This is a genomic window from Marivirga aurantiaca (genome assembly GCF_016679925.1).
GTDB lineage: Bacteria > Bacteroidota > Bacteroidia > Cytophagales > Cyclobacteriaceae > Marivirga > Marivirga aurantiaca.
The window spans coordinates 65,275-85,245 of sequence record NZ_JAEQBW010000011.1; the positions used below are offsets into that span (position 1 = coordinate 65,275).

The 19,971-nt window shown below is 36.3% G+C and carries 18 protein-coding genes; 10 read left to right on the plus strand and 8 right to left on the minus strand.

What is annotated here, in order from left to right; translation table 11 throughout:
- Positions 1-10: 10 nt before the first annotated feature.
- Positions 11-346: an MGMT family protein gene (locus JKA74_RS17400; RefSeq protein ID WP_201432507.1), complete on the plus strand. Its 336-nt coding sequence runs from the start codon at positions 11-13 to the stop codon at positions 344-346.
- Positions 347-530: 184 nt separating this feature from the next.
- Here the strand turns inward: JKA74_RS17400 and JKA74_RS17405 are convergent, their stop codons facing one another.
- Complete coding sequence (locus JKA74_RS17405; protein WP_201432508.1) at positions 531-1,988, minus strand: sodium:solute symporter; 1,458 nt, start codon at positions 1,986-1,988, stop codon at positions 531-533.
- Positions 1,989-2,112: 124 nt separating this feature from the next.
- Between JKA74_RS17405 and JKA74_RS17410 the strand changes: the two genes are divergently transcribed.
- The 4 genes from JKA74_RS17410 (at position 2,113) to JKA74_RS17425 (ending at position 6,923) form a co-directional block, all read left to right on the plus strand.
- Positions 2,113-2,397, plus strand: coding sequence for an ATP-dependent Clp protease adaptor ClpS (locus tag JKA74_RS17410; RefSeq protein ID WP_201432509.1), 285 nt, complete (start codon positions 2,113-2,115; stop codon positions 2,395-2,397).
- Between the two features lies 1 nt (position 2,398).
- Positions 2,399-3,016: a recombination mediator RecR gene (gene recR / locus JKA74_RS17415; RefSeq protein ID WP_201432510.1), complete on the plus strand. Its 618-nt coding sequence runs from the start codon at positions 2,399-2,401 to the stop codon at positions 3,014-3,016.
- A 297-nt stretch (positions 3,017-3,313) separates the two neighbouring features.
- A complete protein-coding gene (locus JKA74_RS17420; protein WP_201432511.1) occupies positions 3,314-4,288 on the plus strand; it encodes a hypothetical protein in 975 nt (324 codons plus the stop codon).
- A 139-nt stretch (positions 4,289-4,427) separates the two neighbouring features.
- Positions 4,428-6,923, plus strand: a complete 2,496-nt coding sequence (locus tag JKA74_RS17425) for a M14 family metallopeptidase (RefSeq protein WP_201432512.1) — start codon at positions 4,428-4,430, stop codon at positions 6,921-6,923.
- A 13-nt stretch (positions 6,924-6,936) separates the two neighbouring features.
- Here the strand turns inward: JKA74_RS17425 and JKA74_RS17430 are convergent, their stop codons facing one another.
- The 3 genes from JKA74_RS17430 to JKA74_RS17440 all read right to left on the minus strand — a co-directional run bounded on the left by JKA74_RS17430 (position 6,937) and on the right by JKA74_RS17440 (position 9,268).
- Entirely contained in the window at positions 6,937-7,392 is a 456-nt protein-coding gene (locus tag JKA74_RS17430) for a DUF1801 domain-containing protein (protein ID WP_201432513.1), read from the minus strand.
- 71 nt (positions 7,393-7,463) lie between these two features.
- Entirely contained in the window at positions 7,464-8,219 is a 756-nt protein-coding gene (locus tag JKA74_RS17435) for a LytR/AlgR family response regulator transcription factor (protein WP_201432514.1), read from the minus strand.
- The gene (locus JKA74_RS17440; protein ID WP_201432515.1) at positions 8,216-9,268 is read right to left on the minus strand and encodes a sensor histidine kinase; all 1,053 of its coding nucleotides are present in this window, start codon (positions 9,266-9,268) and stop codon (positions 8,216-8,218) included. The genes JKA74_RS17435 and JKA74_RS17440 overlap by 4 nt, the downstream gene beginning before the upstream one ends.
- Before the next feature lie 170 nt (positions 9,269-9,438).
- Here JKA74_RS17440 and JKA74_RS17445 point away from each other — a divergent pair, with 170 nt between their 5' ends.
- Entirely contained in the window at positions 9,439-11,847 is a 2,409-nt protein-coding gene (locus JKA74_RS17445) for an outer membrane beta-barrel family protein (protein ID WP_201432516.1), read from the plus strand.
- Between the two features lie 140 nt (positions 11,848-11,987).
- The gene (locus JKA74_RS17450; RefSeq protein ID WP_201432517.1) at positions 11,988-12,176 is read left to right on the plus strand and encodes a hypothetical protein; all 189 of its coding nucleotides are present in this window, start codon (positions 11,988-11,990) and stop codon (positions 12,174-12,176) included.
- A 122-nt stretch (positions 12,177-12,298) separates the two neighbouring features.
- Here the strand turns inward: JKA74_RS17450 and JKA74_RS17455 are convergent, their stop codons facing one another.
- Positions 12,299-12,493, minus strand: a complete 195-nt coding sequence (locus tag JKA74_RS17455) for a PspC domain-containing protein (RefSeq protein WP_201432518.1) — start codon at positions 12,491-12,493, stop codon at positions 12,299-12,301.
- A gap of 168 nt (positions 12,494-12,661) precedes the next feature.
- On the opposite strand from JKA74_RS17455, the gene JKA74_RS17460 reads away from it, so the two are divergent.
- Positions 12,662-13,966 carry a 1-acyl-sn-glycerol-3-phosphate acyltransferase gene (locus JKA74_RS17460; RefSeq protein WP_236587884.1) on the plus strand — a complete coding sequence of 435 codons (1,305 nt, stop codon included), beginning with the start codon at positions 12,662-12,664 and terminating at the stop codon, positions 13,964-13,966.
- A gap of 563 nt (positions 13,967-14,529) precedes the next feature.
- On the opposite strand, the gene JKA74_RS17465 is transcribed toward JKA74_RS17460, so the two are convergent.
- Positions 14,530-15,432 (minus strand): bile acid:sodium symporter family protein, encoded by a 903-nt coding sequence (locus JKA74_RS17465; RefSeq protein WP_201432520.1) that lies wholly within the window; start codon positions 15,430-15,432, stop codon positions 14,530-14,532.
- A gap of 82 nt (positions 15,433-15,514) precedes the next feature.
- On the opposite strand from JKA74_RS17465, the gene JKA74_RS17470 reads away from it, so the two are divergent.
- The gene (locus JKA74_RS17470) at positions 15,515-15,760 is read left to right on the plus strand and encodes a cytochrome b5 domain-containing protein (protein WP_201432521.1); all 246 of its coding nucleotides are present in this window, start codon (positions 15,515-15,517) and stop codon (positions 15,758-15,760) included.
- Here JKA74_RS17470 and JKA74_RS17475 read toward each other — a convergent pair.
- On the minus strand, positions 15,744-17,225 hold the full coding sequence (locus JKA74_RS17475; RefSeq protein WP_236587886.1) for a Na/Pi symporter: 1,482 nt from the start codon (positions 17,223-17,225) through the stop codon (positions 15,744-15,746). The two genes, JKA74_RS17470 and JKA74_RS17475, sit on opposite strands and share 17 nt — an antisense overlap.
- A 375-nt stretch (positions 17,226-17,600) precedes the next feature.
- Between JKA74_RS17475 and JKA74_RS17480 the strand changes: the two genes are divergently transcribed.
- Positions 17,601-18,743, plus strand: a complete 1,143-nt coding sequence (locus JKA74_RS17480) for a hypothetical protein (protein ID WP_201432522.1) — start codon at positions 17,601-17,603, stop codon at positions 18,741-18,743.
- 37 nt (positions 18,744-18,780) lie between these two features.
- On the opposite strand, the gene JKA74_RS17485 is transcribed toward JKA74_RS17480, so the two are convergent.
- The gene (locus JKA74_RS17485) at positions 18,781-19,971 is read right to left on the minus strand and encodes a M20 metallopeptidase family protein (RefSeq protein ID WP_201432523.1); all 1,191 of its coding nucleotides are present in this window, start codon (positions 19,969-19,971) and stop codon (positions 18,781-18,783) included.

Here is a 19,971-nt window from a genome sequence, read left to right on the forward strand (position 1 = left end):
AACATAAGATATGAACAAAAACAATGATTTTTTCGATCAGGTTTATCAGGTTGTTCGCTTAATCCCTTTTGGAAGAGTAACTTCTTATGGTAGCATTGCCACGTATTTAGGTGCCGGTAGAAGTGCCAGAATAGTGGGTTATGCCATGAATAGTGCGCACACTATGCCAGATGTGCCGGCCCATAGAGTGGTGAACAGAAATGGACTGCTTACCGGAAAAATGCATTTTGAAACCCCTGATACCATGCAAAACAGATTAGAGGAAGAAGGAATTAAAGTAGTGAAAGACCAAATTCAGGATTTTAAGAAGGTATTTTGGGATCCTAAAACAGAATTAGCTTTGTGAGCTTTTCCCTATTTTACCTTAGCCAAAGGAAAGATATTGGATAAATACTGATTTCTAATATTTCGGTAAATGTAAAAATCCGAATCTATACTTGCTATTTCCTTAATACCTGTAATTTCTGAGGCTACAATTAATGTCGCATCTGCCAAATCCATAGGTACATCATCAAATTTCTTGCATAATTTTATAACGCGCGATAATTTTCATTCTTTACCTTCAACAAAAACAGGCCTATGAAAGTGAGTACCCCGTTTACCACCAATATTTCGAAACCAAATTTATAGCCGTTAAACCACGCTTCAGAATTGATATTGATGATGTAAGATAAGATGGGGGATAAAAAACAAACTATAGGTACCAATTTATCCCTTAGAGAATATTTAGTGACAAGGCCGAAAGCAAACAAACCTAAAATCGGTCCATATGTATAACCTGCAGCTTTAAAAACTGCTGTAATTACACTCTCATCATTTATAGCCTTAAAAACTAAAATCACCAGGAAAAGTATTATTGAAAACCCAATATGTACTCTTATTCTCACCTTTTTTGAAATGGGTTTATCATCCTGCCCCAAACCCAGAAAATCTACACAAAATGAGGTAGTCAGGGCTGTAAGAGCAGAATCTGCACTGGAATAAGCAGCTGCCACTATCCCTAATAGAAACACCACACCTGCAATAGCCGGGAAATGCCCTAAAGCCAGCATAGGATATAAGTCATCAGTTCTTGTAGGTATAGCAATCTGCATTTGTTCTGCATAAATATACAATAAAGCACCCATGCTTAGGAACAGGAAATTAACTATCACCAATACAATGCAAAACCAAAACATATTTTTTTGGGCATCCCGCAATGAACGGCAGGTAAGGTTCTTCTGCATCATATCCTGATCCAAACCAGTCATTACTATTGCAATAAAAGCTCCGCTAATAAACTGTTTAAAGAAATTTTGCCCACTTTGCCAATCCCATACGAATATTTTAGAATAACCTGAAGAGGAAACCCGCTCTGTTAATGAAGTCCAACTCATGTCCAGGCTATCTTTCGCTAAATAAATACTAATTACTACTGCAGAAATCATAAATAACGTCTGAAGCGTATCTGTCCACACAATAGTCTTTATACCTCCACGAAAAGTGTAAAGCCAGATTAAAGCAATTGTGACTGCCACAGTTACGGAAAACGGCCATTCAAATGAATCAAATATAGCAATCTGCAATACACCTGCCACAAGAAATAAACGGAAAGCAGATCCCACAATGCGCGAAAGTAAAAAGAAAAAAGCCCCTGTTTTATAGGAAAAATTACCAAACCTTTGTTGCAGATAAGTGTAAATACTTATAAGGTTCAAACGGTAATACAAAGGCAACAAAACAGTTGCTATCACGAAATATCCTACCAGATAGCCCAAAACTACCTGAAAATAGGAAAATGCTGTGTTACCGACTTCTCCGGGAATGCTTATAAAAGTAACTCCTGACAAGGATGCTCCGATCATTCCGAAAGCAACCAAATACCAGGGAGACTGGCGATTGGCTGTAAAAAATGTTAAATTATCATCACTTTTAGAAGTAAAGTGGGAGATTACCATCAATAAAATAAAATATGATGAAATTACAGTAATGACCAACAATGGATTCATAGCGTTTCTATCGATTCTGGATTCGAAGTTGGTTAATTTTTCGTATTTTTGCGTGATATTAAGCAGTTTAATTATAACAATGCTTTATATAATGGGTTAAACAATAAACAAGACAACTTTTATTATGTCACAACATCAACATCAGGAAAACCAAAGGGAACAATTAGTTGAAACTATTTCGGATGAGGAAATTAATGATTTGATTGTTTACAATGATGAGGTAAATACTTTTGACCACGTCATTAATACATTAGTACGTATTTGTAAGCATAGTGCAGAACAAGCAGAGCAATGCACTTTATTAGTACATTATAAAGGAAAGTGCGCTGTAAAGAAAGGCTCCTATGTAGAATTAATCCCCCTCAGACAAGGAATAGTAGATGCCGGCATTAATGCCGAGATTGAATAATATGGAATTCTCTTCAAAACTCATTGAATCCGCAGTAGCTAATTTTTCCAGACTACCGGGGATAGGTCAGAAAACAGCTTTAAGGCTGGTTTTGCATTTACTAAAACAGGAAGAAGATTTCACTCAGGATTTGTCGAAAGCATTGGTGGATATGAGATTAAATATCAAGTACTGTAAAGAATGTCACAACATTTCGGATGATGACATTTGCAATATTTGTAGTAATACAGTGAGAGATCAATCCATTATTTGCCTGGTGGAAGATACCAGAGATGTATTGGCTATTGAGAACACTTCTCAGTATAATGGTTTGTATCATGTATTGGGAGGGATTATCTCCCCAATTGAGGGAATTGGGCCAGATGACCTAACTATTGATAGTTTAATTAATAGAATTTCAAATCCTGAGTCTGAAGTAAAAGAAATTATTTTAGGCCTTTCCCCCACCATGGAAGGTGACACCACCGCTTTTTATATCACCAAAAAAGTAAAGCCATTCGGCATAAAAACCAGCACCATTGCAAGAGGAATTCCAATTGGTGGCGAACTGGAGTATGCTGATGAAATCACCTTAGGAAGAAGCATCGTTACCAGAACAGCCTACTCCATTGAAGATTGATATGTGCAAATCAATCCCATTGCAAAATCGAATTCTGTAACTCCTTGCCCGTCATTGAAGTTTGTATTTAATTAATTGCAAAAGCTTTTTCCAACAACCGCTACTGTTTTGGGGGTATTGAAAAAAAATTCAAAAGTGATACAAAATATTTCCACCACTCTTCTAATCTTTCTAATCATTTGATTTACAGCTATATAAATCAACAAATACCTGAGTCAAACCATAGCAGCTAACTAACAGAAATAATTTTTGGCATCAATCTTGGAAGCAGACTTTATACATCAAACAATTAAAGTCATGAAGAAGCCAATTTTACTTTCGTTCAGTGTGCTAGTAGCTTTGTTCATCTTGAACCAGCCTAAAGCATCAGCTCAGAATTTTCATATCGTTGCTTCTTTTGGAACTACACATGCATGGAATGTTCCTGCAGCTATAGAATATGAAATTTACGATTACTATCCATATCATAACTGGGTGCACGTAAATAGAGTAGTTCGTGGAAGAAGAGTATTTTATAATATACTTTTGGAGAGAGATGGCTTTTTCACAGAACTACAATTTGGTAGATATTCCAGAATCTTAAGAATTCAACATTATGTTGATTATCCTTTATACGATCATTATTGTTCTGCACATTGCGGATATCATGAAAGATATTATGTAAACCAGAGAGTTTCGAACAATTACTATTACTATGGTGGCCATAACCATTATGTATACAGCCCACAGCCAAAATATATGAGGGAACCGGTGAGGCCACAAAGCGTACGATATGCTGACAACCATTATAACAGGTCAAACAGAGCTGTTGCTGATAATAGTAGAATTGTGAGCAGTGCCCGTAATAGCAGACCTGAATCGATTAGAAATGCTGATAATGATCGTTCTGATAGAACAAGAACTGCCAATGCTAACCCGAGGTCTAATAGCCAAATCCGGAGCTCTGGCACTACCCGTTCATCTGGTAGCACCAGGTCAGTAGGCAATTCATCATCAGAAAATGGCAGAACTATTAGTTCTACACGTTCAAGTGGTAATACCAGAAGTGTAAGTAACACTCCTGCTAATTCAAACACACGTTCAACGCCTGCAACAAGAACTGTAAGTAATTCGAATGACCGAAGAAGTGCTGGCACTGTAAAAAGCACAAGCAGAACGAGTAACAGTTCTCATAAATCTGTTACAAGATCAGCCGATAGCTCGAGATCTGGAAAAAGTTCAGGCGCTGTATCAAGAAGTAACAGTAGTCGAAGTTCAGGAAGAGGGAATTAATAAAATTAGGTTTAGATTATATTGAAAAGAGTCATTCAGTTGAATGACTCTTTTTTTATGTCTAAAAAATTACCACTTATACAAACTTAACTTGTAGACTTAGATTTAATTAGCGTATTTAATAGTCAAATACAATAATATGAAAAAACTTTTTCTACCTATCCTTATATTTCTTTCCACAACTGTTGTTTCAGCTCAGGAAATCCAGTCCCCATCACAGTTTTTAGGTTATGAACTTGGAGAAAACTTCACCCGCCATCACCAGGTGGTAGCTTATTTTCAACATTTAGCTAAGAACTCTGAGCAAATAGTGATGCAAAAATATGGAGAAACCTATGAAAACAGGCCTTTGTATTATGTGATAATTTCCTCTAAAGACAACATAGAACAATTAGAGGTTATCCGTACTAATCAGCTAAAAACAACAGGCTTAGTACCTGGCAATGCAGAAACCAACAATAAAAGCATTGTGTGGTTGAGCTATAATATCCACGGAAATGAATCTTCTTCTACGGAAGCCTCTATGGAAACAGCTTATTCACTACTTACAGGAGGAATGGAGAGTGAAGAATGGCTGAAAAATACTGTGGTTATTCTTGATCCTTGTGTAAACCCTGATGGAAGAGATCGTTATGCCAACTACTACTGGCAATATGGAGCAAAAAATTATGACCCTTCCAGAGATGCCGTAGAGCATAGAGAAGTTTGGCCGGGAGGCAGACCTAATCATTATTTATTTGACCTCAACAGAGATTGGGCCTGGCAAACACAAAAAGAATCGGAAGCAAGAATAAAAGCTTACCATGAATGGATGCCTCATATTCATGTAGACTTTCATGAGCAATATGTGGATAATCCCTACTATTTTGCCCCGGCTGCAGAGCCTCTCCATGAAGTCATCACACCATGGCAACGCAATTTCCAGACTGAAATCGGAAAAAATCATGCAAAGTATTTCGATAAAAACAACTGGCTCTACTTTACCCGTGAGAGATTTGATTTGTTCTATCCAAGTTATGGGGATACATATCCTACCTTTAATGGAGCTATTGGTATGACCTACGAGCAAGCCGGTGGTGGTATGGGCGGATTAGGGGTATTGACTGAATATGGTGACACCCTCACTTTAAAAGACAGAATAGCACATCACTATACCACGGGAATGAGTACTGTGGAAATTGCTTCCAAAAGTGCTGAGCGTTTGAACAGTAATTTCAAATCGTATTTTGATAAAAATCGTAATAACCCGACTGATCCTATCAAAGCATATGTAGTGAAATGGTCCACAGAAAAAAGTGCAGATATAAATGCTTTAAAGTCTTTTCTGGACAAACAAAAAATCGAATACAGTGAAGTGGGAAGTCAACAAACCTTAAAGGGATACGATTATTTTAAGAGAAAAGAAAGTAGCTTTACTACCCACACAAATGATTTGGTCATTTCCTCCTACCAACCCAAATCCACTTTGATTCAAGCTTTATTTGATCCTAAGCCCAATTATAGTGACTCCCTCACCTATGACATTACAGCCTGGGCTTTGCCTTATGCTTACGGACTAGAAACTTATGGAGTAAAAACCAGAATTAATGCCAATAAAACCAATGATGAGGAAAAAGGAAATTTTGAAGTAAAAGAAGCTTATGCTTACTTAATTCCCTACCAAGGCTTTACCCATGCACAGCTTTTGGCTAGCCTATTAAAAGAAAAAGTGAAAGTAAAAGTAGCTAACAAACCCAGTCAGTTTGCGGGAAAATCTTTTGATAGAGGTACTTTGATTATTACTGAAAGGAATAATGAAGCTATTGGAAATCTTTCTGAGAAGTTGAGTGAAATCAGTAAAAAACACCAGATTGCCATCCAACCAATAACTACAGGTTTTGCAGATAAAATATATGATGTAGGGTCAGCTGAGTTCACCTATCTTAAAGCGCCCAATATAGCTGTAATTATGGGAGATGGTGTTTCTTCATTGGCCTACGGAGAAGTATGGCATTTTTTCGAACGCCAATTGAATTACCCAATTACCAGTATCAGAACAGATGATTTGACTAGGGTCGATTTCAGTAGTTATGATGCAGTCATTTTACCTTCAGGTTATTATAATGATGTAAAGGATTTTCTTAAAAAGGACTTATTAGATTTTGTAAAAAATGGAGGGAATGTAATCAATCTTGGAGCCTCCAATCGTTTATGGGCAGATTCGGATGCCAGTTCGCTGGAAAGCAAGCCCATTGAAAAAGATACTTTGGAGACTCAATTAAAAGAATATGCAAATGCTGAGAGAAAGGCGCTGGAAAGAAGCATTTTTGGTGCTATTTATGAAGTTCAGCTGGACAACACACACCCTTTGGCTTATGGATATGCAGGGAAATATTTCTCATTAAAAACTTCGGAAGAAGCTTATAAGTACCTTGAAGAGGCTTGGAATATTGGCTATTTGAAGAAGGATAATTATTTGGTAAGCGGATTTGCGGGCTATAAGGCCAATAAGAACCAGGCAGAAAGTTTGGTTTTTGGTGTGGAAAATATGGGAAGAGGAAAAATGATTTATTTAATAGATGATCCTTTATTCCGTGGTTTTTGGTACCAGGGAAGATTACTTTTTGCCAATGCAGTTTTTATGCTGGGCGAGTAAAATAAAAACTATGTCAGGATTTTAAACCTTTTTCATAAAGTTGAACCCACTCCTCAACAGTCATTTTAGAGGCCAATTCTGCTATGAGCTCATACGGGATATTTTTCTGGCTTTTTAAACGAATACAGCTTTTTCCCATATCCAATTTAGTGGGAACCTGATTTTTATACTCTGTTTGAAACCAAGTCAATAATTCCGGGGAAGAATAAATGCCCATGTGATACAAAGCAATAAAATTCTTTTGAGAAGCAAGACTTATAAAAGGCAGAGGATCCTTTGGATTTACATGATAACCGTCCGGGTACAAACTATGAGGTACTACAAAGCCAGGCATCCCGTAAGTCATTGTTTCTTCAAAGCCTGATGGTAAATTTTCCCTTAAGATTTCACGCAATTGAGTCATTGCTTTCTTTCTGTCTTCAGGCAAGCTTTGGTAATATTCATCAGGAGTTTTTGCTTTGGATTGCATACTGTTACAATTTTACTCAATATACTTTATCTTGTTAAAAATGACAAAACATAAATAGCATCATAAAAAATCTAGACATTAACCCATTCCTTAAAAGGAGTAGCCTTTGCCTGGCTTACAACACAATCAGTCTGTTGTTTTGGTATCAAATGTACAAATAACTTACCCTTAAAATAAGGCTCTATTTCGGCAATGGAACTAATATGAATAATATATTGACGATTAGCCCTGAAAAATTCGGATGTATTAAGAACAGCTTCTAACTGTTCGAGTGTTTCATTGATTAGAAGTTTCTCTCCTGATTTATGAATCAAATAAGTAAGACCTTCGGAAGAATAAAAATAAGCTATCTCTTCCGCAGGAACTATTCTCATATTTTGCCCTTTTTTGACTAAAAACCTGCTTCTCCCCTTCTCTCGGTTGTCCTGTAATAAAGCATCGACCCGCTTATGTTGTAAATTCAAATCAGTAGAATTTTGGCTCTCGAATTTATCTATGGCTTCTTCCAGTTGATTTTTCTTAATCGGTTTCAGCAAATAATGAATACTATGCACCTTAAAGGCCTCAATGGCATATTTGTCAAATGCAGTAGTAAAAATAACCGGTTGAATAACATTCACCTGCTCAAATATTTCAAAACTATTACCATCAGACAAGTGTATATCACAAAACAAAAGATCAAAATGCATTGACTCATTTAAGAATGTGGTGGCCTCTACTACCGATTCCAGCTTTGCAATGCAACGCCATTTTGGACGTATTTCTTTTATTTTCTTTTCTAGTAATTGAGCAGCTAAAAATTCATCTTCAATAATCACGTAATTCATACCTCAACTCTTTTGATCAATGGTACTTTCACTGTAAAATCTTCCACTTCATTTTCAATGATTACTGCTTCTTTGCTTTGAAGCTGATATCGCGATTTTATATTTTTTAAGCCAATACCAGTAGATGTAGAAGGTTCGTTTCTTTTTTGCTTATTGTTTTTAACAACTAAATACCCGTTCGATGAGTGGATATCAATACAAAGCGGTTGGTTTTTATTAAAACCATTATGTTTGATAGCATTCTCCATCAGCATTTGGCTCACCCCTGGTGGAATCAGTAGCTTTTTATCTTCCTTCTTTATATCAATTCTAATTTCAAGATGACTCTGAAAGCGGGTTTGAAGCAAAGCTTTGTAACTTTCCATTACCTGCAATTCTTCTTCCAAAGTAATCAGGTCTTTATTAATGTTTTCAAGAAAAACCCTGTAAATATTAGAAAGCTTCTCCAAAAACTCCTGCGCCTTAGGAGGATCTAACTCTATTAAAGAATCTAAAATATTAAAACTATTGAATAAGAAATGAGGATTAATTTGATTCTTTAAGGCCATTAATTGAGCCTGACTATTCTCTTTTTGAAGTTTCTCACTTTCAATTTCTATTTCTTTTAGTTGATGATGAGTTTGAATCCGCTCCACGAAATAATAATATACCAAAGCCACTATTAAGTGAAGTGCATAAATTAAACGCGTACGACCATCCGGCTGTTGAAGCATAATGTCATTTCCATAACGGATTTTGGTCGGAACTATAAATAATATATAGTTTAAGGCAATACCAACAACAATAACTAACAGTAATTCTAAAAATCGAATCAGCCATGTTTGCTGACGTCTATAACTTATTCCGTTAAAATAAGAGGAAATATAAGTGAGTACTAAAAATGTTACGCTCATATATAAAGCCACAAAGAGGAATTCTACTGAGAGCATTTCAAGCGGATTATGGAATTCCCCATTCAAAATATACGCCATTATATAATATAAAATATAAGAAGTGAGGATCGCTTGAAGCAATCTCTTCCCATTCTTTTTATTAAATAATTTTTCCATACATATGAATATTTTGAATTGCTAAATTAGTGAGTTTTCTGGAATACTTCATTTGGCTTTTATTCCATTTCATATTGAAATACTCCGGCTTCATCCAAAAGTATAGCTCAAAACACATCCTCTAGGGGCAAATTTGTATCAAATCAATTACAAATTTAACCCCCGAAAAAATGAAAACTTTAAATTTAACAATCGGAATTGTAGCAATAATGCTATTCACTGTATTGCATATCCAAGCACAAAGCATTAGCGGTAAAATAACAGACCAGAATAAAGAAGCTGTACCTTTTGCCAATGTGCTATTACTTAATCTCCCTGACAGCAGTTTAAATACCGGTGTCACTTCAGATATGGAGGGGAAGTTTCAACTGCCCTTAAAAGACGAAGGAAATTTCCTAATGAAAATTTCTGTGATGGGGCTGGAAGAATATTACAGAGATATTTCTCATGAAGAATCTTTAAGTGGATTTTCTTTAGGAGAAATTAAGCTATCGGAAAAAACAGAAATGCTTGATGCCGTAGAAGTAAAAGGAAAGCGACCACAATTCATTACCTATGCGGATAAGATTGTGATGGATGTGGAAAACACCAGCCTACATGATGGTACCACAGCTTTAGAAACATTAAGTAAATCTCCGGGCGTTTGGATGGACCAGGATGGAGAGCTTTCAGTCAATGGCAAGAAAGGAGTAAGGGTTTTATTAGATGGAAGGCCTGTTTATTTAAGTGGATCGGAATTGAAGTCTATGCTTGAAGGGATGTCTGCCGAAACCATTAAGAACATCGAAGTAATTAACAACCCTTCCTCTAAATATGACGCGGAAGGAGCTGGTGGTGTAATTAATATCAACTTTAAGAAGAATGCACAAAGAGGTGTAAATGGTGCGGTTTTTAGTAATTATCGCTACAATGGTGCCCATACTAATACCGCAGGGCTTAATCTTAATGGAAAAAAGAATCAAATCACCTATTTTGTGAATGCAGATGCAGGATCACGCCCATTCCTGAGAGATATGACAGCCAGAAGAACAGTAGAGGCGACTGATTTTGAGCTTACACAAACCGTAAAAGATAGACGGAAATTATTAAATGCCAATCTGCATGTAGGTGTTGATTATCAAATGAATGATAAAGCACAAATAGGCCTCAACTATAGGGGAATAGGTAAACTCCGCGATAATAATTGGGACACAAGAAATAATGTACGGGAAGGGAGTGCACAATGGAAAGTAAACGCATTTAACAATACTAAAACGGAGGAATTGAACCATACCGTAAATGCGTTTTTTCAATATCAATTCACGGAACATAGCAAACTTAATGTTGATGGAAGTTTCGCTGACTTAAACACCTATGGAACTTCCACTTTCAAAAACTATTTTACAATGGAAAGTTCGGAAACCTATGAAAAGCTAAGTACCGAAAACCCTTCAAGCTTCGATATCTACAGCATTCAAACCGATTATACGCATGATTTGCCTGAAAATGACATAAAATTAGAAGCCGGATTCAAATACAGTGTAGTAAATTCAGATAATGATCTTGAATTCTATATCAATGAGGGTGATGATAGATTCAATGATCCTGATCGGACAAACAATTTTGAATATCGGGAGCAAATCAGTGCAAGCTATATAGATATTAATAAAAAGTTTTCCAATAAAACTACAGTAAAAGGAGGAATGCGTATAGAGAATACACAAATGCTAGGAACTTCCCTACAATCAGAGCAGGGAATCAATAGAGACTTTACCAGCTTCTTTCCAAGCATCTTCATACAGCAAAAATGGACTGATAATTACGAAACAAATTTTAGCTATTCAAGAAGAATTAGCCGACCCAGATATATATTTCTTAATCCAAGTATTATGTACACTGATCCTTATTCCTACATACAAGGTAATCCGGCTCTGAAGCCTATGTTTACGGATGGCATTTCCTTTACTCAAGTAATCGCTCAGCAATTTAACATAACAATAGGCTACGATATAGGAAAGGATTTCATAGGAGAATTACCTTTAGTGGATCCGGAAACCAATCAAACTGTTTTCAATATTGGGAATATCGACCAAATGCAAAATGCTAACCTTAGCATATTAGCTCCTGTACAAATCACTGATTTCTGGCAGTCAAATTCACAGGCCATTTTTTCTTATCAGAAATTTAAATCAACTGTTGAAGGAGTGGGCCAGTTAAATGCCAAAAGTATGTTCAACATCAGAAGTACACATAACATTAGCTTGCCCAATGATTTTAAGTTAGAGGTACTAGCCTCCTATCAAAGCCCGCACGTATATGGACTTTATAATATGGATGGATTCTGGTTTATGGATATGAGCATCAAAAGGTCTTTCTTAAATGATAAACTAGATGTTTCAGCAAGTGTAAATGATATTTTCAGAACTTATAAATATAATGGTTCATCCAATATCAACGGAAATGAAACGGCTGTAGGCCAATATCAATATCAACAAGGCTTCCGCTTAAATCTTCGTTATAAGTTTAGTTTAGGTGACAAATTTAAATCAAATCAGAAGCAGATAGATTTGGAGGAGTTACAAAGAGCGGGGGGAGCGTAATTGAATTTTCATGATTACTCCCTATTCAGCCCGGACCAATGGTCCGGGCTTTTTTGTATTTGTTTATTCGGTAAAGAAACCATTTCGAAGATGTTAAAAAACGAACAACTTATTCATAATCCGTATATTGCAATATGGAAATGCGATTTCAAAGTAAAGAAGAAAGTAACAAACAGCAAAGAGAAGCCTTTCTCAAATTGGCTCCTATAGACCGTTTTTATGCCTTCCTGGAATTGAGTGAATGGATGAAAGATTTCCCTACTAAATTTGAAAAGGATAAGAACCGAAACAAAAATAACTTTGAAGTTATAATTCACAGAAATGAATAAAATCTGGAAAGAAAACATAGACAGTTTTTACAACTCTCGGATCTTATTGAAAATAAAAAAAGAGCTGCAAGACCCAAAGATTTATTAGATATTCAGCATCTCAGGGAAATAAATAAAAGGGATTAAATCATTCCTTGCTTTGGCATCACAAGCCATAATATGATGTATACCAAAATCCCGGGAAATCCTATACTAAGGATTGAGAGTAAAATATAAAGTAAACGTACTTTAGTTGGATCCCAACCCAGATGATTGGCTATTCCTCCGCATACACCTGCAATTATTCTATCGTTCGATCTTTCTAGTCTTCTTCTCATAATTAGTATTTTATAATATAAAGCCAAAATGAATGCCAAATGACGAAATGTCTATTTCTATGATATAGAGACGTAAATCAAAAGGAAACTGTACGTATCTGTACAAGATATTTTCAAAATCGGACAATGAATTAAATTATTATATTTGCGGCTGAACAAAAAATTCGAATGATCTACCAAGTAAAAAAATTAATCTTCAGAGGCATGAGAAGGTTAGTGTCTGCCGCATATGCCTTTGGTTTCAGACACATTATCATTACAGGCTATCCGAAAGTGAAAAATGCCAAGCCTGCACTCTTTGTAGCCAACCATCAAAGTACTTTTATGGATGGTATTCTCATGGGAATTACTGCTTATAAAGCCAATCCATATATATTGGTGCGTGCTGATATTTTTAAATCCAAATTTGCGAAGATTGCACTCGACCTGATACGGCTGTTACCTATTTATAGAAAAAGAGATGGTCTGAGCAATGTTTCGCAAAATGATACTGTTTTTGAAAAATGTTTTCAGGTATTTGATCAAAAAGGAGTAGTAGCTTTATTCCCTGAGGGTAACCATGCCATTGAAAGAAGTTTAAGACCTCTACAAAAAGGAGCCGCAAGAATTGCCATAATGGCTGAAGAGAGAAATGATTTTCAATTGGATTTGTCTATAATTCCTGTTGGCTTGCATTATGAAAACCATGCAGAACGCTGGCACGATGTCTACATTCATTATGGTGAACCATTTTCAGTACTGCCTTACAAGGAGATGTACAAAGAGAATCCTCAGAAAGCCTTTAAAGAGCTGACAGATCAAATAAGGGAAGGTATTGAAAAAGAGATACTGGATATTAAATGGAAAGAAGAATACCCTCTTTTCGAGCAATTGAGGCAACTATTAAAACCTTATGCCCATGATTTGTCATCAAATGTGAAATCATTAGTCCATGCAGAAAATGACTGTTTAGAGAAAATCAGATTACAATTAGTAGACAATGAGACTAAATTAATTTCTTTAAAGAAGAAGGTAATTGATTTTTTCCAGCAGGCAAGAAGCGTTGGCTTAACTGAAGATTTTCAAATAGTGAAACCAAACATATTGATTCTCATTATACAATTAGTGGGATTAATCCTGGGTTTCCCATTTTGGTTGATTGCTAAAACAATTAATGCGATTCCTGAATACATAATAGAAAATAAAATAATTAAAGGAGTGAAAGATCCTACCTGGCATATTTCTTTGCGTGTAGGTGTTTCCACTTTTCTTTACCCTATTTATTATGGCCTGCTGTGGATAATTTTAAGTTTGATTTTTGACTGGATAATTGGAGGATTGGTTGTCTTTTCTTTGCCACTATTTTCAGTTATTTATTATGAAGTAGAGTATCTGAGGAAAAAAATCAAAAATCATTACCTACTGTTTAGAAATAAGCAACTATTAAAACAAGAAAAAGAAATTGTTGATGAACTGAAATCTCTTATCAGGTAAGGCATATGCTTATTGATTGAGCCATAAGTGCTGATTGTAACTATTTTGTGGCCTTACTGAATCGTAGCTTTTAACGGAAAAGTTTCGTGTCTTCACGAAACTTGGCGATCTATGAAATATTGGTGAGTAAAATGTATTGAACCTTTCCGCTGACTGCCCTGCTCGCCTTCGTACTGTGCCCTCACAGACGAGCGTTGGATTATTTGTTGTCAACCTCAATTATCTGTCATTAGTGATTGCCTTTCCAATCAGCAAGCAGAATGTTTCGTGGAGACACGAACCTTGGCGATCTGTGGTGCTAATTGACAGACAAATGGAAGCAGCTCCTGTTAGATGATAAAGGTCGGAGAAAAGATGAATGCCGTAAAGCTTAGCTTTACCGAACTCCCTCTCTATTGGAGTGGGCTTGGGGTGAGGCTAAAATGTAATCCCACAAAAGCAGCACTTAGGTCAGACCAAAGGTCAGTACCGGGCTTGGCCGGGATACAAAGCAGGTCCTAATATGCTTATTGCGGAGCCAATCGTGATTTAGGAAACTCAAACAAGAACCGGAGCAACACTTTCTAGGAAGCAAACATTCTTTTCCCTGACCAATAGTATGCCATGGAAAGCCCTGCAAGAATATGCCAGATACCCCACCAACCAGCCACTATAGCCATCCCTCCAATTCCATCAAAGAAATTGAATATAAGTACCAGGCCTAGTCCTGAATTTTGTATGCCTGTCTCAATGGAAATAGCTTTTTGATCACTCAGTTCCAACCCGAACAATTTCCCTATCCAAAACCCTGCTAAAAAGGCCAGGCCATTATGAAATAATACAATTACGAAAATAATATGAATGTACTCAATAAAATAATTAGCGTTTTTCATGAATGCTATCACTACAAAAATAGCAAAGAACAGAATTGAAGCAACATTAATCGGTTTCTTGATCCGGTTGGTCAAAGCAGGAAAATAATGATTGAATAACAAACCAATTGCCACCGGGACTACTATTAAAATAATAATGGTATAGAACATATCCCATACATTGATGGAAATACTACTTTGCAGACTGGAAGTTTCGCTAAGAAAAGAAGCCCAAAAAGCAAAGCTCAGAGGAGTCATAAAAATGGCAGCTGAGGTAGTTAAAGCTGTTAGGCTTACTGAAAGAGCGGTGTTGGCCCCGGCTAACTTACTCACAAAATTACTCACATTGCCTCCCGGACAAACAGCTACCAGAACCATTCCAAGGGCAATGCTAGGCTGGGGATCAAATAGAAATATGAGGACCATAGTAATTAAAGGAAGTACCAGCCATTGAGAAATCAACCCAACGGCAGAAGCCTTCGGGTTGTATATAACTCTCTTAAAATCTGCTAATTTTAGATCCAACGCCACCCCAAACATAATAAAGGCAAGCAGGAAGTTGAGCAATAACAAACCCTCTGCATTGAAATTCAATGTTACTTCATCCACATTCATCCGGCCAATATAAATAAATAAATTAGACAGAAATAAGGTTTATGCGTGCTTTCATGACAATGTTTATAAATTTGTATGAAATATGCTAAAAAATCAAGTATTCACTCTGCAACAACTGGCATTAAGAAATGGCCAGGACAAACCTGACATCTGGATTGCTTATAAAGGTATTATCTATGATGTTACTGATTCGAAATTATGGAGAAATGGGACACATTATGAACACTGGGCAGGCCAGGATTTAACTGCTGAATTGAAAGATGCGCCACATACGGAAAAAGTATTTGAAAGATTGACTGTAATAGGAAAGCTTAAAGTGCAGGATTAACCTGAATAATCCTTTCCTCATAAATTAATGAATCATTCACAAACACCTCCTTCATCACTAAAATATTTTTTTCCACATCTATTAAAAATTGAGTACTTGAACCACTGCCATCCTGTTTTACCATTTCATACAAATACAAAGAATCCAGCTTAGTTTCATTAAAGGAAAAATTTTTCGAAATGTTTTTCAAACAAATTTCATACTCTACACTTCCTACATATCCGGACAGGCAATCATTTATCTTCCCGACACGGAATGTCAATGTATCAAAAATGATTCTTTTGTTTTTACGGCTAACTTCAAAAACTTTTGAAGGAGTATTTTTCACCTGTTCTTTAGTACTTAATTCATCATATACAAACCAATGACTTAATGGATTGCCTTCTGTACTCTTAATAGTTACTTTTTTAAAATAGGAATTTTCAACTCCATCAGTTGAAATCCTGTAAGTTAATTCCCTATTGGTTTGACTTTCATTATTAAATGAAATCAGCAGAAAAGGGATAATAAAAAAAGTCAGGATAATATAAACAAATCCTGTAATCCGATAATTCATCGCCATTCTACCGAATTCCTTGGCCACAATAACGGGCAGCTGTCTTAGCCAGGGAAAAGGAAGAAAGATTAAAACCCCTATCAGGTTAAAGAACAAATGAACCAGGGCAATGCTTATTGCAGCCTCCGATTTAAATATTGCCGCTATCAGGGCTGTAATGGTAGTACCTATATTGGCTCCCAAAATAAAAGTAAAAGCCTGCTTTAAACTCACCTTGCTGGTGGCCACAAAAGGTACGATCACTGAAGTAGTAACTGAGCTGGATTGCACCCCTGCCGTAAGGAACAATCCCCAGAAGAATGATTTATATGGCCCGCCAAAAAAATATCTTTTCAATATTTCTTTTGAGCCTCCGGTAATTGATCGGTATAAAAATTTGGAAAGTACTTTAATAGAAATCGCCAAAAAAGAGAAAGCAACTATTGCCAAAACCAAAGGATAGGGGAATAAGTCGCTTATAAAAGTAATAATAGGTTTAGTGAATACAGAATAGCTTAATTCTGTTTGCAAATTAATAAAGGTTGTGCCCACCAAACGAGAGGAAAATCCTGTAGCTAAATTTGACAATAAACCATAGTAATATTCGAGAGGGAAAAGTATAATAACCACAAAAATGTTGAAGAAATCGTGCACAACCCCTGCAGAAATGGCCTTCCTAAACTCATTTCCTTTTGTAATGAAACTGAGCGACACTAATGTACTGGTAAGTGTAGTGCCAATATTGGCTCCCATGATCATTGGTATTGCTTCAGACAGACCTATTGAACCGGAAGCTACCACTGCCACAATCATGGCAGTACTTGTGCTACTACTTTGAATCACTGCGGTAATTAGTAACCCAATAAACAGCCCTATAAATGGATTGGAGGTCAATGTTAGGATAGAATCAACTATATCCCGGTTAAGCAATTTGAACGAGTGGCCTATAAAATCAATTGAAAATAAGAATAAAAATATAGATAGAAATATCAGCAAAGACCGCTTGAGAATCTTAAGTCGATTATTTTCAATATTTCCTTTTAATGTATCGATTATTTTATAGCGCTAAATGAAAACACAAAATTACTTTAAACTTCTCAAGAACTATACTTTTAAACGTGAAGCAATTGTTAAGAATTTTTAAGATGCTGAATTCATTTTAAGTTAACATTCAGGCTTCTTTGCACAAACGTATGAACATTTTCCGGATTTTATAGAATTAGTAAACGAAAGCTTAATAATTACTTAACCTCTTTTTGCTAAAGGTATCACTAGCTTTATGAGCAAAAATAATCCAATAGGGGGATGAGTAAAAACACATTCGAAAAATACAACAGAAACAGATTATCTGAAATTGCTTACTTTCTTTTTGAACTGGCCCGGAAAGAAAAAACATTTCTTATACTAATTGTTGTTCTAACTTTTCTGTGTGGTATAGTTACTCCTTATCCTCAAATAGCCATGTGGCTAGGGTTTTGTATGGCCGCATATTCTGCCATTGCCAACGATAGCATTCAAACTATCGGAACTTTTATAGCCTCTAACAGCAAGAAAAAATGGTGGATTTTGTGGCTGTACATAGGTATTATATTTCTTGCAACAGTTTTTTATAGCTGGTATGTTTTTGATGGGGATGTAAGTCATCAAAGATTAGCTTCTAAAGGATTTGATGTCGCTCCCTCTTCATTTAGTTTCCTTCAGTTGGCTGCTCCTATTCTGCTGTTAATTCTTACCAGACTCCGGATGCCGGTTTCTACCTCAGTGCTACTGCTTAGTGCTTTTTCAACTCAGGCTGATTCCATAGTCAAAGTGCTTACAAAAAGCTTTTCAGGTTACATAATTGCTTTTATATCCGCCATACTTATCTGGTTTTTGGTTTCAAAATATGTTTCCCGGTACTTTAAAGGAAGTAAACCTTCCAAATGGTGGATGCCTTTGCAATGGATAACAAGCGGAGCATTATGGTCGATCTGGATTTCACAAGATGCTGCAAATATTGCTGTTTACCTGCCAAGAAGCTTAAGTGCCTGGCAATTTGTAGCTTTTTCCGGGTTTATTTTCATTGGTCTGGGCGTATTGTTCTATTTGAAAGGAGATAAAATACAAGGCATTGTAAACGAAAAATCCGGTGTTACCGATGTCCGGGCGGCTACGCTTGTAGATCTTATTTATGCCCTACTTCTTTACTATTTTAAAGTAATCAGTACTATTCCCATTAGTACAACCTGGGTTTTCATAGGCTTACTGGGTGGTAGGGAATTGGTCATTGCACTAAGCAAAAGAAGAAAAAGTAAACGATCTAAAAGTATTAAAAAAGCAACTAAGCTTTTAAGAAGAGATGTACTTTACGCCAGCATTGGACTGGTGCTATCTATCATGCTGGCCCTTGCCATTAATGATGATGTAAGAATTGAGCTAATAAATGAGTTGAGGATGCTATTTGAATAAATAAAAAAACAGTCTTCCTCTTCTTCCTGAAATATCATCAGGCTTTGAGCTCCTGAATAGCCAGCCAGCTCATTAATCCCATACCTGTTTCCAGGGCAGCACTATCAATATCAAAAGTAGGGGTATGAACAGAGGAAGTAATCCCTTTTTCTTCATTTCTTACTCCTAATCTATAAAAACACGCATCTATTTCCTGGGAATAGTAGGCAAAATCTTCAGCAGCAAGCCACAAATCCAAATCCACTACATTTTCTTCCCCTAAAAATTTAACTGCATTTTCCCTGGTTCGCTCGGTTAATTTGGGTTCATTTACTAAAAATGGATACCCTTTACGGATTTCAAATTCACATTTAGCCCCCATACTTTCAGCCATACCTTCAGCCATTTTCTTCATCTTTTGATGGGCTGAAGCTCGCCATTCTTCATTCAAAGTACGGAATGTTCCTTCTATATAAACTTCATTAGGAATCACATTGGTGGCACCTTCTGCAATCACTTTACCGAAAGACAATACCGATGGTATTTTAGGGCTGGCATGCCTGCTTACAATTTGCTGCAATGCTACCAATATATGTGCTGAAATGATAACCGGATCTACATTCATTTCCGGCATGGCACCATGTCCACCTTTACCAATCACTTTCACATATAATTCATCTGCACTGGCCATATACATTCCGCTCCTAAAACCAACTTTTCCTACGGGGATCAAAGGCATTACATGCTGGCCGAGAATATTATTCACTTCAGGATTTTTCAAAACGCCTTCTTTAATCATTATTGAAGCTCCTCCGGGGAATTTCTCCTCAGCAGGTTGAAAAATCAACTTAAATGTCCCTTCAAATTGATCTTTAAGTTCATTTAAAATCTTGGCAGTACCCAACATAGATGAAGTATGGACATCATGACCACAAGCATGCATCACACCAATGTTGGTACTTTTATAAGGTACATCATTTTGCTCTGTAATAGGCAAGGCATCTATATCTGCTCTTAATGCTGTTACTTTTTTATCAGGGTTTTTCCCCTTAATGAGAACTACAATACCGTTGTCAGCCACTCCTGTTTGATGGGGTATTCCCCAATCATTCAGTTTCTTTGAAATAAATTTGGAAGTTTCGTGTTCCTGAAAAGAAAGCTCAGGATGTGCATGCAAATGCTCTCTTGTTGCTTTTATTTCTTCAAAATGGGCCTTTGCCAACGATTTGATGCGTTCTTTTAAATCCAT